General features: G+C 69.9%; 14 protein-coding genes. 7 read left to right on the top strand and 7 right to left on the bottom strand.

From position 1 onward, the window contains the following. Nucleotides 1–14: 14 nt before the first annotated feature. Together JOL79_RS20875 and JOL79_RS20880 are read right to left on the bottom strand one after the other, a co-directional pair. Entirely contained in the window at nt 15–1,178 is a 1,164-nt protein-coding gene (locus tag JOL79_RS20875) for a hypothetical protein (RefSeq protein ID WP_210157545.1), read from the bottom strand. Between the two features lie 18 nt (nt 1,179–1,196). Then, entirely contained in the window at nt 1,197–2,279 is a 1,083-nt protein-coding gene (locus JOL79_RS20880) for a helix-turn-helix domain-containing protein (RefSeq protein WP_210157546.1), read from the bottom strand. Between the two features lie 294 nt (nt 2,280–2,573). On the opposite strand from JOL79_RS20880, the gene JOL79_RS20885 reads away from it, so the two are divergent. After that, the gene (locus JOL79_RS20885; RefSeq protein ID WP_210157547.1) at nt 2,574–2,798 is read left to right on the top strand and encodes a hypothetical protein; all 225 of its coding nucleotides are present in this window, start codon (nt 2,574–2,576) and stop codon (nt 2,796–2,798) included. 147 nt (nt 2,799–2,945) lie between these two features. On the opposite strand, the gene JOL79_RS20890 is transcribed toward JOL79_RS20885, so the two are convergent. Together JOL79_RS20890 and JOL79_RS20895 are read right to left on the bottom strand one after the other, a co-directional pair. Continuing rightward, nucleotides 2,946–3,590 carry a hypothetical protein gene (locus JOL79_RS20890; protein ID WP_210157548.1) on the bottom strand — a complete coding sequence of 215 codons (645 nt, stop codon included), beginning with the start codon at nt 3,588–3,590 and terminating at the stop codon, nt 2,946–2,948. A gap of 117 nt (nt 3,591–3,707) precedes the next feature. Continuing rightward, on the bottom strand, nt 3,708–4,964 hold the full coding sequence (locus tag JOL79_RS20895; RefSeq protein ID WP_307848641.1) for an MFS transporter: 1,257 nt from the start codon (nt 4,962–4,964) through the stop codon (nt 3,708–3,710). Nucleotides 4,965–5,258: 294 nt separating this feature from the next. Here JOL79_RS20895 and JOL79_RS20900 point away from each other — a divergent pair, with 294 nt between their 5' ends. The 3 genes from JOL79_RS20900 to JOL79_RS20910 all read left to right on the top strand — a co-directional run bounded on the left by JOL79_RS20900 (nt 5,259) and on the right by JOL79_RS20910 (nt 10,008). Continuing rightward, nucleotides 5,259–6,833, top strand: a complete 1,575-nt coding sequence (locus tag JOL79_RS20900; protein WP_210157550.1) for a PP2C family protein-serine/threonine phosphatase — start codon at nt 5,259–5,261, stop codon at nt 6,831–6,833. Further along, on the top strand, nt 6,833–7,207 hold the full coding sequence (locus tag JOL79_RS20905; protein WP_210157551.1) for an STAS domain-containing protein: 375 nt from the start codon (nt 6,833–6,835) through the stop codon (nt 7,205–7,207). The genes JOL79_RS20900 and JOL79_RS20905 overlap by 1 nt, the downstream gene beginning before the upstream one ends. Nucleotides 7,208–7,749: 542 nt before the next feature. After that, nucleotides 7,750–10,008: a HelD family protein gene (locus JOL79_RS20910; protein WP_210157552.1), complete on the top strand. Its 2,259-nt coding sequence runs from the start codon at nt 7,750–7,752 to the stop codon at nt 10,006–10,008. Between the two features lie 68 nt (nt 10,009–10,076). Here the strand turns inward: JOL79_RS20910 and JOL79_RS20915 are convergent, their stop codons facing one another. Further along, nucleotides 10,077–10,544, bottom strand: coding sequence for a hypothetical protein (locus JOL79_RS20915; RefSeq protein ID WP_210157553.1), 468 nt, complete (start codon nt 10,542–10,544; stop codon nt 10,077–10,079). Nucleotides 10,545–10,720: 176 nt separating this feature from the next. On the opposite strand from JOL79_RS20915, the gene JOL79_RS20920 reads away from it, so the two are divergent. Then, a complete protein-coding gene (locus JOL79_RS20920) occupies nt 10,721–11,251 on the top strand; it encodes a peptidylprolyl isomerase (RefSeq protein WP_307848642.1) in 531 nt (176 codons plus the stop codon). A gap of 117 nt (nt 11,252–11,368) precedes the next feature. Then, the gene (locus JOL79_RS20925; protein WP_307848643.1) at nt 11,369–12,265 is read left to right on the top strand and encodes a rhomboid family intramembrane serine protease; all 897 of its coding nucleotides are present in this window, start codon (nt 11,369–11,371) and stop codon (nt 12,263–12,265) included. 63 nt (nt 12,266–12,328) lie between these two features. Here the strand turns inward: JOL79_RS20925 and JOL79_RS20930 are convergent, their stop codons facing one another. Then, entirely contained in the window at nt 12,329–12,574 is a 246-nt protein-coding gene (locus tag JOL79_RS20930) for a cell division protein CrgA (RefSeq protein ID WP_210157554.1), read from the bottom strand. A gap of 172 nt (nt 12,575–12,746) precedes the next feature. Between JOL79_RS20930 and JOL79_RS20935 the strand changes: the two genes are divergently transcribed. After that, nucleotides 12,747–13,379: an anthranilate synthase component II gene (locus JOL79_RS20935; protein ID WP_210157555.1), complete on the top strand. Its 633-nt coding sequence runs from the start codon at nt 12,747–12,749 to the stop codon at nt 13,377–13,379. 200 nt (nt 13,380–13,579) lie between these two features. Here the strand turns inward: JOL79_RS20935 and pknB are convergent, their stop codons facing one another. Beyond that, nucleotides 13,580–15,442 (bottom strand): Stk1 family PASTA domain-containing Ser/Thr kinase, encoded by a 1,863-nt coding sequence (gene pknB / locus JOL79_RS20940; protein WP_210157556.1) that lies wholly within the window; start codon nt 15,440–15,442, stop codon nt 13,580–13,582. Nucleotides 15,443–15,507 lie beyond the last annotated feature (65 nt).

The following is a 15,507-nucleotide window of genomic DNA, read 5'->3' on the forward strand; positions in this document are numbered from 1 at the left end:
CGGTAAAGCAAGGTTCATCGCAGGCGGTATATGACGTCGAGTGGCTTGTTGCCCTTCTTGACCAACCACTTCCCGAGGTCGTCGACGTCGCCGCCGCGTACCGTCGTCCTCTCCACATGACGGGCCCAGCCCTCCCGGTCGGCCGCCCAGGCTCGCATGTAGGCCACGCAGAGGTCGGGCCGGATCGTGCGGAGCCGGCCGAGGGCCGCCAGAAGCGAAGCCTCCATCGCCGCCGGGCTCGGCGTGCCGCGCCGCGGCAGGCGCCGCACCCGGCCCAGCACGTCCTCGATGAAGTTCCTGCGCCGATCGAGGAAGAACGCCCAGTGGGCCAGGTCGGCCGCCTCCCGCCAGTTGCGATCCGACTCCTGGTCGAGCAGCCAGTAGACGCCCTCGGCCAGCACGTCGCCAAACTCCTGGTCGCGGGCGCGTACCGGCCGGTCGAACGGGTCGTACGGCCGCTGCCTGACCATGCCGGTCACGGCGAGGGGCCGCAGGCGCTTGTCCCCCAGCAGGTAGAACCAGTCCTCGTTGTAGACATTGGGGAAGAAGGAGCGGTTACGCGAGGTCTGGACGGCGAGGGCGCCGCCCCCGACGAAGCTCTCCTGCCATCCCCCCGCCGCCCGGTGCGCGTGGCAGACCACCGAGTTGTCCGGGTAGCCCCCGATGTGCATGCCGACGGCGTCATAGGTGTCGAGCAGCCCCGCCGCCCTGGCGACCTCCTCGTGGCCGCCGACCTCGATGTCGTCGTCCAGGAAGACGACGCGCTCCCAGGCCATGCGCCGGGCGAGCAGGAGTCCGATGTTGCGCTTCACCCCGAGGTCGGTCGGCCGGTGGAACGGCGTGTCGTGGAGCAGCCGGTCGGTCCGGAACTCCGGCATGTTCAAGGTCTGGACGGCAGGTCCGACGTCGATCGCGATGAAGTCCACGTCGGGCGGCATGAGGGCGGCGGCCTGTTCCGCGCTGCTCCACCGCCGGCTGTGGAGCGACACGAGGGGGCATCGCAGCGCGGTCGCCAGCCGTACGGCGTGTCCCAGCCAGCGAGGATGACGGATCGTGGGCACGACAATGGCGTCGACCCGGCCCGGCGTCGCCGGTTCGAAGGCGTCGAGCAGGTCGACCAGATGCCGATGTGAGCCATGATGATGCTCGGACGCGGCCTCGTCCGTCGTCGGCTCCATTCGGCGCTCCATTCGGCGTCAGGGCCACTCGTGCAGCCGGACGGACTCGAGGGTCCAGTCCGGGGTGATGACGACTCCGCCGACGATCTGCACGCGGCTGAGAACGCTGTAGGAACGGGCGTCGCCGAAGCGTCTGTGCAGGTAGTCGGCATTCCGGTCGCGGAACCGTTCATCGGTCAGCGCCCGCACCGCGCCCAGGACCCCTCTGGCGTACATCCCGTTGCACATACTCAGCGTGCGTTCGACGTTGTAGGGGTTCTCTCCGCGATAGAAGAACGCGACGTCCTCGATCAGTCGCAGGCTAGCGCCGGATCCTTCGGTCACGGGGTGATGCCGCCGCGTGTCGCCGCCCTCGGTCACCTCGAAGTACACGCCGTCCTCGGCCGACCAGTGGGCCACCTGCCGCACCGGCGCCTCGATGTCGCCCAGAACGGACGCCGTGATGCGGTTCCAGTCGACCCCGCCGAGCAGGACCAGATGGGTGGTGAGATCGTCGGGCGTCAGCTGGTCGTTCGAGCGGAGCGAGACCAGGCTGGTGGGGTTCGCCGCCCGGAGGTGGCCGTGCAGCTCGAACAGCGAGTCGAGGTCGGAGTATTTGTACAGCTCGATGTAGTCGGGATCGCCCGGGTGCGCGTATGGGATCTTCTCCCTGCGTTCCGGGGGAACGACCGAGCAGATGATCGTGATGGGCTCGCCGTCGGCGAAGTGCCAGGGCCCCCGCCGGACGTCGGACGGCATGAGCCCACCGTCGGCGGCCGCGACCTCGTTCTGGGCTCGCTGCGCGGCCCTGCGCAGCCGGGTGAGCTCACTCAGCAGCGCCGCGCGCTCGTCGAGCTCCGCCGCGGTCAGGTCGGACGGCGACAGCGGGTGTCCCTCCGTGGCCGGCCGGCTGGTCGCGAAGAACGTCGCGTAGCCCTCGATCCGGTTCATCGGCGGGACCCGGGGGCTGGTCCGCGACTCCCAGGACGAGACGAGCGGGACGCTGACTCCGAGGGCGGCGGCCAGCTGTGGCTGGGTCACCCGCACGCCGGGCCACCGGTTCTCGCGTAGTTCGCGCAGCCGGCGTGCCAGCGCGGACACCTCGGGATCGTCGCCGCTCATGATCGCCCCATCACTTCACCTGAACTTCAGTATGCAGCGTAAAGCATTGTCCCGACCGTTCGCGGTGACGGACCCGCAGCTAAGGGATAACAGAACGGCTCGCCAGGACGGGGAGCGCGACGACTGGAAGTGTAGCCACATCTCTGTAGCCCTCGCGTCTGGATTGACCGTGTTCAGGCAGGGCATCAAAGGTACAGCCAGAGTTCAGTTAAGACGACGTATTAACTGAAATTAAGTGAAGAGGGGAGGTCGACGGAAGGCTTCGATCGAGCGCATCTCCGGCAGGAAGACTGAATGATCACACTCATCCCCCACCTCATGGTCGAAACGCCGGTTCCCGAGGACGGCGGACACCTCACGATCCTCATCCTCGCCACCATGATCACGATGGTGCTGGCCGCGATCCGCCGCCTCGGCCGGCGGGCGCACATCGTCGTGGTCGTCAGCGGCACGAGCATCCTGCTCGTCGTCCTCGCCATCCTGGTGATGGCCTACCTGACCGCTCTCGCGATCATCTGAGCGGCCCCCTGGCGCCCAGCGCCGCGCGCCACGGCCGCACCCAGCGCGCCCTCCCGGGCCTCTGTTCTCATCCCCGCCGTATGCGTCCCCGCTGCCGTACGCAGAACGGGGCGCCACCGGAACGGCGGCGCCCCCTGTCCGTGAATGTCAGAGCTCGCCGCTCTCGATGGCCTGCTTGACGGCCGTCTGCGTCTGCTGGTGCGAGGCGACGCCGTTCTGGACGACGAAGTCGATCAGCGTGGCGTCCGCGTCGAAGGTGAGGCGTTCGGTCACGACGGTCTTGTTGCCGGGTACCCGGTTAAACGTGATCTTCTGGTGGGTCACGACGTTGGGGTCGGACCAGGTGTCGGTCTCGTAGTAGTAGTCCGAGCTGTGGATCCGCTGCTGGGCGAACGTCTTGGCCGTGACGATCACACCCTGGTAGGGGATGTCCTCGATCGCGGTGAAGTTGATGAAGCGGGTGTCACCCGAGCACCAGTCCTTGTGGGTGATGACGCGCTTGAGGAACGCGGCCCGCCCGATGTGGTTGTTGATGTTCGAGTACGCCGTGAAGACGTGATTGATCGGGGCGTCGATCTGGATCGAGATGCTGGTGGTCACCCGGCTGCGTCCGGAGTCCGGCGCGGGCGGGGTGGTGTCGTAGAACTTGTACGTGTCCCAGGCGTTCTGCCACTGGGCGGCGATTTCGGCGTCGGTCTCTGTCGTGTCGGCGCCGGCCGGGCTCGACGCGCCGGCCACGATGAAGGCGGCGACGGTGAACTGGAGGGCGAGGATTCGGAGAAGCTTCTTCACGTTTACCTCGGGGGGAGTTGTAGGTGCAGAAGCTCTTCTATCGCATGTGATCGTTCTTGAGAACCAGTGGGGCCAGAACACGTGAGCCTGGCTCATATGGTTCCGCCCGCCGCCGGGTCAGGCCGGTGCGTCGTGCAGCGTGGGGTCGCTCCGCCGCAGGCGCCCGGCCACCGCGTCGTACCTCCGGAAGGAGGTGATGGCGAAACCGGTGATCAGGACGAGCACGGCGCACGCCAGGCCCCCACCCGCCCAGGCGGGGACCAGCCCGAACGCGGTCGCCGTGGCGCCGGCCCGGAGATCGCCGAGCCGGGGGCCGCCGGCCACGACGACCATGAACACTCCCTGCATGCGCCCGCGCATCTCGTCGGGCGCGTAGGTCTGCAGGATCGTCTGCCGCCACACGGCCGACGCCAGGTCGGTCGCGCCGCCGACGGCCAGCAGCACGACGACCAGCCAGAGCGGCCGGGCGAACGCCGCGGCGGCGACCGTGAGGCCCCACAGCGCGATGACGAGGGTGAGCGCCACGCCCTGGCGGCGCACCCGGCCGATCCATCCCGACGACAGACCGGCCATGACCGACCCGATCGCGATGCTCGCCGACAGCCAGCCGAAGGCCACCGGGGAACCGCCGAACCGCTCCGCCGTGAGCTCGGGGAACAGGGCGCGCGGCATCGCGAACGCCATCGCGATGATGTCGACGACGAACGACATCATCACGATCGGCTGGGTCGCGATGTAGGCGAGCCCGTCGGCGACCGAACGCAGGCCGGGACGGGAGGTCTCCCCGAGCGGGGCCAGCCCAGGCAGTCGTACGGCGGCGTAGAAGCCGGCGCCGAAGAGGACGGCGTCGATGAGGTACGCGAGCGCGTACCCGCCCTTGGCCAGCACGATCCCGGCCAGCAGCGGGCCGATGACGGTGCCGATGCTGCTGACGAGGAAGTTCAACGTGTTGGCCGCGGCGACCCGCTCGACGGGGACGATCCGGGGAATGATCGCGCCGCGGGTGGCCGAGGTGATGGCGAAGCCGATCGACTGCAGGGCGATCACGCCGAGCACCAGGGAGACGTTCCGCAGGCCCGACCAGGCGTGCAGCAGGAGGGCGGCGGTGGCGAGCCAGGAGATGACAGAGCCGATGAGCAGGAGCCTGCGACGGTCGACCGCGTCCGCGATCGCGCCGCCCCACAACCCGAAGACGACCAGGGGTACCAGGCTCACGGGGCCGAGCAGGCCGACCCACAGGGACGATCCGGAGATCTCGAAGACCTGCCCGTTCACGGCCACCGCGGTGAGCTGGAAACCGACGAACGACACGCCCTGGCCGATCAGCAGCCGCCGGTAGGCGGGTACGGCCAGGGGCCGGGTGTCGAGAGCCACGCGTCTCAGGACCGACTGGACCCCCGACATCCTCACCTCGCCAAATTGGGCAAATAGTGCATTTGCCGTACTTTACCGCCCTTGGTTGGACGGCTTTCCGTGGGATCCGGGGTTTCCGGCGGCGAATGGGGGGCATCGGGCTTCCGCCGGCGAGCGCCTGGGAACTCCGGCGACGATCGCCCGATGGGGTGGCGAGCGCCTATTCTGAGCAGCGAGGGTAGTCTCTTCTGAACGGCAAGAGCGATCTCCCCGTGCTCCGCTCTTGGGAGGGCTCGAAAGGGTGGCTGGCGTTTCATGGGTGGAGGCGATCGCATTCTGCGTCTGACGCCCGTCATTCCGCCCGTCGAGCCGCCCGAGCCCAGGGACGCGACGATCGCGAGGATACGGGCCCTGCTGGACGCCATCCCCGGCCAGGTCGCCTGGTCCCTGCCCGTCCGCGACGAGGCCGGCCGGATCGTCGACTTCGAAATCATGGCCGCGAGCCGGGAGGCCGTGGACGTCCACGGCAGCGCCGGCGCGGAGATGATCGGCATTCGTATGTCCGAGTCCTATCCTGCGACGGCCGACACCATCCTGTGGGAGAGCTACCTCCGCGTTCTCGAGACCGGCGAGCCCGTGGAGATCGCCGACTACGCGCATGTGGAGAGCCTGGAGGGCGTCCCCCACCGCTCCACATGGGGCGTCCGGGTCTCACGGGTGAGCGGGGGCCTGCTCACCGCGTGGATCCGCCACGACGAGGAGGAACGGCAGGCGGCCCGCCTCCTGCACACCGAGCGGCTGGGCAACATCGGCTGGGGCCACTGGAGCAGGCTCACCGGCGAGGTCGAGTGGTCGGACCAGCTCTACGCGATCCACGGCCGCGACCGGGGCGAGGGGCCCATCGCCCTGGAGCACTACCGGACCGTCGTCCACCCGGAGGACGTCCCGGTCCTCGACCGGACGCTCGACGTCCTGCGCACCAGCGAGGTGCCGCAGAAGTTCGAGGTCCGCATCCGGCGCGGAGAGGAGTTCCGCCACATCAGGGCCACGGCGGAGGTCGGCCGCGACGGCACCGGTCAGCCGATCGAGGTCCACGTGGTGGCCCAGGACATCACCGACTGGCGCCGGACGGCCGACGAGCTCGCCGAGGTGAGCCAGCGGCTGGAGGAGGAGTCGCAGCTCACGGCGCGGCTGCAGAACATCATCATGCCGGTGCCGGACGACCCGCTGCCCGGAGTGGAGATCGCGGTCCGCTACTTCCCCGCGGAGACCGCCCCCCTCGGCGGCGACTGGTACCAGGCGATTCCGGTGGACAGCCACGACGTCCTGCTCGCCGTCGGCGACGTGGCCGGACACGGCCTGGCCGCGGCCTCCGCGATGGCGAAACTGCGCCACGCGATCACGGGTCTCGCCTTCGCCGACCACGACCCGGCGCAGATCCTCGTGGCGCTCAACCGGCTGCTGCGGCGCATGCGCCCCGACGTCCTCGCCACCGCCGTGGTCGCCAACTACGACTCCGTGAACGGCACGCTGAGCTGGAGCCACGCCGGTCACCCGCCGATGCTGCTGGTCCGTGGCGACACGGTGCACCGCCTGCACCACCCGGGAGTGCTGCTCGGGGTGTTCGAGACGGTGAGTTACACGTGCGCGAGTGCCCGGCTGCAGGCGGGCGACCTGCTCCTGATGTTCACCGACGGGCTCATCGAGCGTCCCGGCCGTGATCTGTTCGACGGTCTGGACGCGCTCGGCGCGACCATCTCGGACGTTCTCCGGCGCCGGCCGCGCGACCGGATGGCCGCGATCATGGAGGCGCTCGCGCCGAGCAACACCAGCGACGACACCTGCATCCTGGTGGCCCGCATCCAGCCGAGAACCGGGGAAGTCTCCTGATGTCCGATCTTCACATCTCGACTGCCACGACCGAGTTCGCCGCCGATGCCAGGGGATCCGTCGGCGTGCTGACGATCCGGGGCACACTCGACTTCACCAACCACCAGGTCGCGACCGAGTTCTTCGAGAGGGCCTTCGCGGAGTTCGGCCCCCACCTGGTGGTGAACCTCCTCGAACTCGACTTCCTCGACTCCCGGGCGACCGGCCTGCTCATCGGGTGCTGGAAGCGCGCCGTCGACGAGGGCGGCCGGCTGGCGATGGTCGCGGTCGAGCGAGGAGCGGCCCGCGTTCTGTGGATCACCGGCCTGGCCTTCCACGTGCCCGTCTTTCCGACGGTCGACGAGGCCGTCGCCGCCACCGCGTCCACCGGCTGAGCCGGAGAACCGGACGAGCCGGAGAGCCTGATGGGAAGGCGCGCCGTCCACTCCCGGCGATGAGGGGAGACCGCCCGCCACCCCCTGAGGGATGGCGGGCTCGCGAGTCAGTCGGTGGCTGGGGCGGCCAGCCGTTCCGCCTCTTCGTGTAGCGCCTCGACCAGGAGGAGCTCCAGCCGGAGCTCCTCGTCCACGAGGCTGTCCAGGACGTCCATCCGGGCCTCCTTGTTAAAGACGTCCCGCGGCGTTCCGGGGTTGACGCCGGACCGATGCCGATCGGCCCGCGTCAGCCGTCTCCGCCGCCCGGCGGCCTTCCGGCCGCCCGTGGGGCACTACCCGGCAGCGGGACGACTTCACTCACAAACGCCTCGATTTCCCCACCCGTGCCGCGACCGGCGGATAACAGGACCAGGAAGCCCGGACGGACAACCGGAGATGCGGGAACGGAGGCATGCCGGAGACGTCACGGCTGCGCTAAGCTGATGAGTTCCTTGCCTGGAATAAAAAGGGAACACCACAACTGTAAGGAGTTTATCAAACCAATGGGCTTCCGTCAATCCGACTCGGCCCGGGCCGACGCCCTGCGAGCGGAGCAGTCTTACGTGTCCATGCTCTACCGGCGGCTCGACCTCGCCAGAGAGGCGGCCGATCGCGCGCTGCGCGACGCGTTCGCCAGGGGCGGCGCCGGCAACCGCCAGGCGCTGATGGAGCGGGAGGCCACCGCCGCGGAGAAGGCGCTCCTGCTGGCCCGGCTCTCCGCCGTCGAGCGGGGGCTCTGCTTCGGCCGCATCGACGACGCCGACGGCTCGACTCTCTACATTGGCCGCGTGGGGTTGCGCGACGACGACCACTCCTCCGTACTGATCGACTGGCGCGCCCCCGCCGCCCGTCCCTTCTACGCCGCCACCCCCGCCGACCCGGGCCCGCTCGTACGGCGCCGCCATCTGCACACCCGCGACCGCACGGTGGTCGGCATCGACGACGAGGTCTTCGACCTCGACCGGATGAGCGCGGGCGACCGTCGCACGCTCGTGGGCGAGGCGGCGCTCATGGCCGCGCTGCGGCGCGGGCGCACCGGACGGATGAGCGACGTCGTGGCCACGATCCAGGTCGAGCAGGATCGGGTGATCCGTTCGGGACTAGCCGGAGCCCTGGTCGTCCAGGGCGGGCCGGGGACGGGCAAGACCGTCGCGGCCCTCCACCGCGTGGCCTACCTCCTCTACACCCACCGCGCCACACTCGAACGGCGTGGAGTGCTCGTGGTGGGGCCCAACGCCGCCTTCTCGCGCTACATCGACAGCGTCCTGCCCTCGCTGGGCGAGACCCAGGTGGTGCTGTCGAGCCTGGGCGAGCTCCACCCGGGCGTGCACGCCACCGCCGAGGACGGCCCTGAGACGGCGGTCGTGAAGGGCGGCGCGCGAATGGCCGACGTGATCGCGCAGGCGGTCCGCGACCGTCAGCGGGTGCCGGACGGCGACCTGGAGGTGGCCGTTCCCGTGCGCACCTCGCTGCGGGACGGCGTCGAGGTGGTGGTCGAGGAGATGCCGGTGCGACTCGCACGGGCGGCGTGCGAGCGGGCCCGCGACCGGGCCAGGGCCCTGCGACGGCCGCACAACGACGCGCGCTGGCGGTTCGTCCACGAGATCCTGCGCGGACTCGCGCGGGACGAGGCCGAGCAGCTCGACCGTCCCATGGACGCGGAGGACCTGAAGTACGCGGCGAGCGCCCTGTGGGGACACGGAACGGTCAGGGCGGCGATCGACGCCCTCTGGCCCCGCATGACGCCGGAACGGCTGGTCGGCGAGCTGCTGTCCGACGTGGAGCTCCTGCGGTCGGCCGCCGCGCCGTACCTGGCGGAGGACGAGTGGGCCACCCTGCTGCGCCCGCGGGGCGAGCCGTGGACGGTGGCGGACGTCCCGCTGCTCGACGAGGCCGCCGAGCTGCTGGGTGAAGGCGACGGCGCGGACCGGGCGAGCGAGCGGACGGCGGCGGCCCAGCGTGCCGAGGAGGAGCTGTTCGCCCGGGAGGTGCTGACGGTGAACGCGCTCGACGAGCGGATGGACGCCGGCGCCCTGGCCGAGCGGAACCGCGACGCCGGACCCTACCTGACCACGGCCGACCGGGCAGCCCGCGACCGGTCGTGGGCGTACGGCCACGTGATCGTGGACGAGGCGCAGGAGCTGTCGGCGATGGCGTGGCGGACGGTCCTGCGGCGGGTGCCGGCCCGCTCGCTGACCATCGTGGGCGACATCGCGCAGACCGGTTCGGCGGCCGGGGCGCGCTCCTGGGCCGAGATGCTCGATCCGCACCTGAAGGGACGCTGGCGGGAGGAACGCCTCACGGTCAACTACCGGACGCCCGCGGAGATCATGGCGGTCGCGGCCGATGTGCTGCGGGCGGTGGCACCGGGGGAGGAGCCGCCCGAGTCGGTCCGGTACGGCGAGGCGCCGCCGCGCGCCGTGCCGGCCGGGGAGACAGACCTGCGTTCGCTCGTCGACGCCGAGCTACTGGAGATCGGAGACGGGCGTGTCCTCGTCGTGGTGCCCGACGACCGCCTGGACGAGACCTCCGCGCTCTTCCCGGAGTCGTCCGAGCCGCTGGAGTCGCCGGTCGCGGTGCTGACCGTTCGCGGAGCCAAGGGGCTGGAGTTCGACTCCGTGGTGGTCGTCGACCCCGCCGCGATCCTGGCCCAGTCGGCCAAGGGCGGTCAGGACCTGTATGTGGCGATCACCAGGACGACGCGCCGCCTGACCGTGGTCCACGAGGGCCCGCTGCCCGGCGTGCTCGCGCGCCTGCGCTGAGGACGTCGGCGAACGTGGGTACGGCCGGCGCGGGGGGTGCGCCGGCCGTACGTGTGGGCCCGGCGAGCTCAGGAGGACTTACCGGAGATCTCGTCTCCGGTCTTGCCGGACTTGTCACTTTTCACCTCGTCGGCCTTCTCACCCACCCAGGTCTCGGCCTGGTGGCGGGCCTGCCGCATGGTGTCCGTCATCGTGTCGGTCCAGCGCTGGGCCTGGTTGCGGTACATGGCCACGCCAACGGCGCCGATGGCGGCACCGCCGAGCAACGCGATGACCGGCCAGCGCCGCCGGGGTCGCCGGGCGGCCGCCGACACGTCGATCCGCCTGGACAGCTCGGCCAGGAACGCGCTCACAATGGGGGCGATCTGCTCCTCCACCGACTGGGCGGCCTGGTCCAGCTTGGGCGCCGCCCAGATCCGCGCGTCCTCGATGCGGTGCGAGGCCATGTCGCGGGCGCTCTCCGCCATCGGGCTCATCCGGCCGCTCGCCCGGCGGGCCTGCACCATCATGCGGTCCAGCCACGTCTGGGGAATCATCACCTCGACGCGGCGCCTTCTCTTCGTAGTGAGGGACACATCAACCTCCCTGTCGACGGGGCCCTGTGACGACCCCTTCCCGCATGGTCGCGGCTCAATCACGACCGGTGCTCGGAGGCATCCTCGATACCCTGGTGAGTCGACAACTAACACCGGTACAAAAGGGGGCGGCCTTCGTGGCTGACAACCTCATCGCGCATCTGCGTACGAATCACGGCACGATCAAGGTCCAGCTCTTCCCGAACAAGGCGCCCAAGACCGTGCGCAACTTCGTGGAGCTGGCCGAGGGCACCCGGGAGTGGACCCACCCCGCCACGGGCGTCAAGACGACCGACAAGCTCTACGACGGCACCATCTTCCACCGTGTCATCAGCGGCTTCATGATCCAGGGCGGTGACCCGCTGGGCCAGGGCATCGGCGGTCCGGGCTACGACTTCGACGACGAGATCCACCCGGAGAACCAGTTCAACCGGCCCTACCTGCTGGCGATGGCCAACGCGGGCAAGCGCTTCGGCAAGGGCACCAACGGGTCGCAGTTCTTCATCACCGTCGCCAAGACGCCCCACCTCAACCAGGGCCACACCATCTTCGGCGAGGTCATCGAGGGCACCGAGGTGGTCGACTCGATCGCCAAGACCGCGACCGACGGCCGGGACCGGCCCCTTGAGGAGGTCGTCCTCGAAGAGGTCACCATCGAGCGCTCCTGACGCTCGTACGTCGTGCCCCCGGCCGCTCTCCCCGCGAGCGGCCGGGGGTAGCGGCCGCGCCCGGGGCGGCCGGCGAATTCTCAGTGGGTGCCGGGCGCTCTTATAGGCTGGTTCCGAGTGGACCTGCTCCTCCGGAAGGACTCCATGACCTCCCAGCCGCCCCCGAGCACGCCTCCGGGCTCGGAAGCCGTGCCCACCTGCTATCGCCACCCCGAGCGCGAGACCTACGTCCGCTGCCAGCGCTGTGAGCGCCCGATCTGCCCCGACTGCATGCGCGAGGCGGCGGTGGGACACCAGTGCGTGGAGTGCGTCCGCGAGGGCAACCAGTCGGTACGGCCGGCTCAGGCGGTCTTCGGCGGGGCCGCCGTGACGGTTCCCCGGGTCACCTGGGCGCTGCTGGCCGCCAACGTGCTGGCCTACGTCGCCGAGTTCCTGTCGCCCGACGAGGTGATCGGGCGCTTCGCCATGTTCCCCGTGGACGTCTACTACGGCGAATGGTGGCGGCTGATCACGAGCGCGTTCCTGCACGCCCCGCCGCCGTCGTTCTGGCACATCCTGTTCAACATGTGGGCGCTGTTCGCGATCGGCCCCGAACTCGAACGGCGGCTGGGCTCGGTCCGGTTCGCGGCGCTCTACCTGCTGTCGGCCCTCGGCGGCTCGGTGGCGGTCTACCTCTTCGGCACCAACGCCCTCGGCGCCTCAACCGCCATCTACGGGCTGTTCGGCGCGCTGTTCGTGGTGGCCCGCAGGCTCGGGTACGACGCCAGGGGCGTGCTCTGGCTGATCGGCATCAACGTCGTGATCACGTTCGTGGTCCCCGGCATCAGCTGGCAGGGCCACCTGGGCGGACTGGTGACGGGCGTGGTGGTGGCCGCGGGCTTCGCCTACGCGCCCGCGCGGAACCGGGCCGCCGTACAGCTGGGTACGGCGGCCGCCGTACTGGTGGCGCTCATCCTGCTCGTGACCGCCCTCATGCCGGGGATGCACCCGCAGCTCATCCCGATTACGGGGTGACGTCGTGGCTGCCCACAGGCTGTGGATAAAAGCTGTGGAAAGAAAGTCCCCAGCGTGGTCCGATCATCGCCACCGGGTGGAGAGCACCACGCCGACGATGATGAGGCCGAAGCCGATCAGCAGGTTCCAGTTGCCCAGCGCCGACATGCCGGGAACGCTCGGCGCGATGTAGTAGACCGCGATCCACACGATGCCGATCAGCCAGCACGCGACCATGAGCGGGGCGAGCCAGCGGGGACTGACCTTGACCGTCTGCGCCTTCTGCGGCGGGGTGTAGACGGCCTTCTTGCGAGTCTTCGACTTGGGCACGGGATTTTCTCCTGGTGGGCACCCGCGCGGTGGTGCGGGTTCTGTCAATAGCGTAGTCGCTGCGGTGGTGAAGTCCCGAGCAAGGATAGTGGGCCGACCCACGCGGGGGCGATCCCTCGTGTCCGATTAACGTAACCTGAAAGTCCGAATTCCTTCCCTGGCGACAAGGCGCATGACCCGGATCCGCGTGCTCGTGGTGGACAACCACGACAGTTTCGTCCACACCATCGTGCAGTATCTGCGCGAGCTGGGGGCCGACTGCGACGTGCGGCCCCGCGACGTGGTCACGCTCGCCGACGCCCGGGAGGCCGACGGCGTGCTCGTCTCGCCGGGACCGGGCACACCCGAAGGGGCCGGCGTCAGCGTCCCGCTCGTCCGCCGCTGCGCCGAGCTCGGGGTCCCGCTGCTCGGCGTCTGTCTCGGCCACCAGGCCATCGCCGTGGCGTACGGGGCCACGGTCGGCCGCGCGCCCGAGCTCGTCCATGGCGGGACCAGCCCGATCGTTCACGACGGCCGGGGCGTGTTCGCGGGCATCCCCTCCCCGGTCACGATGACGCGCTACCACTCGCTCGCGGTGGTGCCGGAGACCGTGCCGGCCGCACTGGAGATCAGCGCCGTCGCCCCGGACGGGACCGTCATGGGCCTGCGCCACCGGTCCGCGCCCGTCGAGGGCGTGCAGTTCCACCCCGAGTCCGTGGTGTCGGAACACGGCCATCACCTGCTGGCGAACTGGCTGGATGGGATTTTCGGAAATTTCCGCCGACTTCCTGTAACGTCCGCGGCCCCCGTTACGACTACTGGATGAGGGCTTCCGCCATTGCCCCCGAGTGGCGGAAGCCCTCTTCGTATGTCCGGGCCCGTTCCGGCCGCCCGGCTCCCCGCGACAACCGGCTCCTCGCGACCCCGGCTCCCATGACATGACGAAGGGGGCGCGCGGTGCGCACCCCCTTCACCTGACTCACCCGATTTGCCGGGCTCGCTCGTGAGCCCGGCTGGGCGGCCGGCTCACCCGAACGGGTTGTCGCCCCCGTCGCCGATGTCCACCCCGCCGTCGGGCGAGCCGTCCGTCGGCGGCTGGTCGCCACCCGGCTGGTCCGTCGTCGGCGGCTGCTCGGTGCTCGGGTCCTGGGAGGGCCCGCTGGAGACCGTCAGCGTGATGGTGGTGTTCGGCGGGAACTTCTGCCCGGCCTGCGGGCTCTGGTCGATCACGTTGCCCGCGGCGACGACGTCGCTCGACTGCTGCACGATCTTGACCCGGAACCCGGCGTCCTTCAGGGTCTTCTGGGCCTCCTCCAGGGGGATGCCGACGACGCTCGGGATCGCCTGGGCCTCCTTGGGGACGTAGAGCGTGACCAGCGAGTCCTTGGAGACCCGCTCGCCCGGCTTGGGCTTGCTGTCGAAGACCTTGCCCTGCTCCCTGGCCGATGCCCGCGGCACGACGCTGACCTGGAGTCCCAGTTGCTCCAGAGCGGTCCTGGCCTCGTCCTGGCCCATGCCGATGATGTCCGGCGGGATCTGCACCTTCTCCTTGCCCTTGGAGACCGTGACGGTCACCGTGGCGTTCGGTTCGACCTCGGTGTCACCGGCCGGGTCCGTCTTGATCACCGCGCCCCTGGGCACGCTGTCGCTGTACTCCTCATCGGCGAAGGCCACCTTCAGCTTGCGAGCGGTCAGCGCCTGCTGCGCCGCCTCCTTGGTCTGGTTCGTCACGTCCGGAACCGTGACCTGGCTCGTCGTGCTGGAGCCGCCGGGGCTGAGGAAGTTGTAGCCGACCGCGATGAAGGCACCGATGATCAGCAGCGGGACGATGATCCAGGCGGCCGTCTTCAGCGCGGTGTTGCCTCCGCCGCCACTGCGCCGCCGGCCGTCGTAGCGCCCGCCGCGCTCCTCGGGGCCGTAGTCGTACTGCGGGATCGCCCGGGTGCCCTGCGCGGCGGCGCCTCCGCCCGTCGCTATCGTCCGGGTGTGGTCGGTGGCACCGTAACCGTTGAAGTTGGTCGCCATGGCCATGGTCTGCGGGTCGACCGGCATGCCCGACATGACGCGCTGGATGTCGCCCCGCATCTCGGCCGCGCTCTGGTAGCGCTGTGCCGGGTCCTTGGCCATCGCCTTAAGGACGATCGCGTCGGCCCACTGCGGGATCTCGGGGTCGATCCGGGACGGCGGGATCGGGTCCTCACGCACGTGCTGGTAGGCGATCGCCACGGGGGAGTCGCCGGTGAACGGCGGCTGGCCGGTCAGCAGCTCGTACAGCACGCAGCCGGTCGAGTAGATGTCGCTGCGGGCGTCGACGCGCTCGCCGCGGGCCTGCTCGGGCGACAGATACTGGGCTGTGCCGATCACCTGGGCGGTCTGCGTCATCGTCGCGGCGGAGTCGGCCATGGCCCGGGCGATGCCGAAGTCCATGACCTTGACCTCGCCGTTGAGCGTCAGCATGATGTTCGCCGGTTTGATGTCCCGGTGGACGATGCCGCCGCGGTGGCTGTAGTCGAGTGCCCGCAGGATGCCGTCGACCAGCTCCATCGCCCGCTCGGGCAGCAGCCTGCGGTCGGCCCGCAACAGGTCGCGCAGGGTCCGCCCGTCGACGAACTCCATCACGATGTACGGCACGGGCGTGCCGTCCATCATGTCCTCGCCGGTGTCGTAGACGGCGATGATCGAGGGATGGTTGAGCGAGGCCGCCGACTGGGCCTCCCGCCGGAACCGCGCCTGGAACGTGTGGTCCCTGGCCAGGTCCGAACGGAGCGTCTTGATGGCGACGATGCGGTCCAGCCGGATGTCCCGGGCGCGATACACCTCGGCCATGCCGCCACGTCCGACGACACCGTCGAGTTCGTAGCGTCCGCCGAGAAGTCGTGGCTGAGTCATTTCCTGCACTGTCCCTTGCCGTTCATCTTGGGGTGCCGCCGGTGTCCATCATCGACCCCTTTCCT

This window comes from Microbispora oryzae, from assembly GCF_017896165.1.
GTDB lineage: Bacteria > Actinomycetota > Actinomycetes > Streptosporangiales > Streptosporangiaceae > Microbispora > Microbispora oryzae.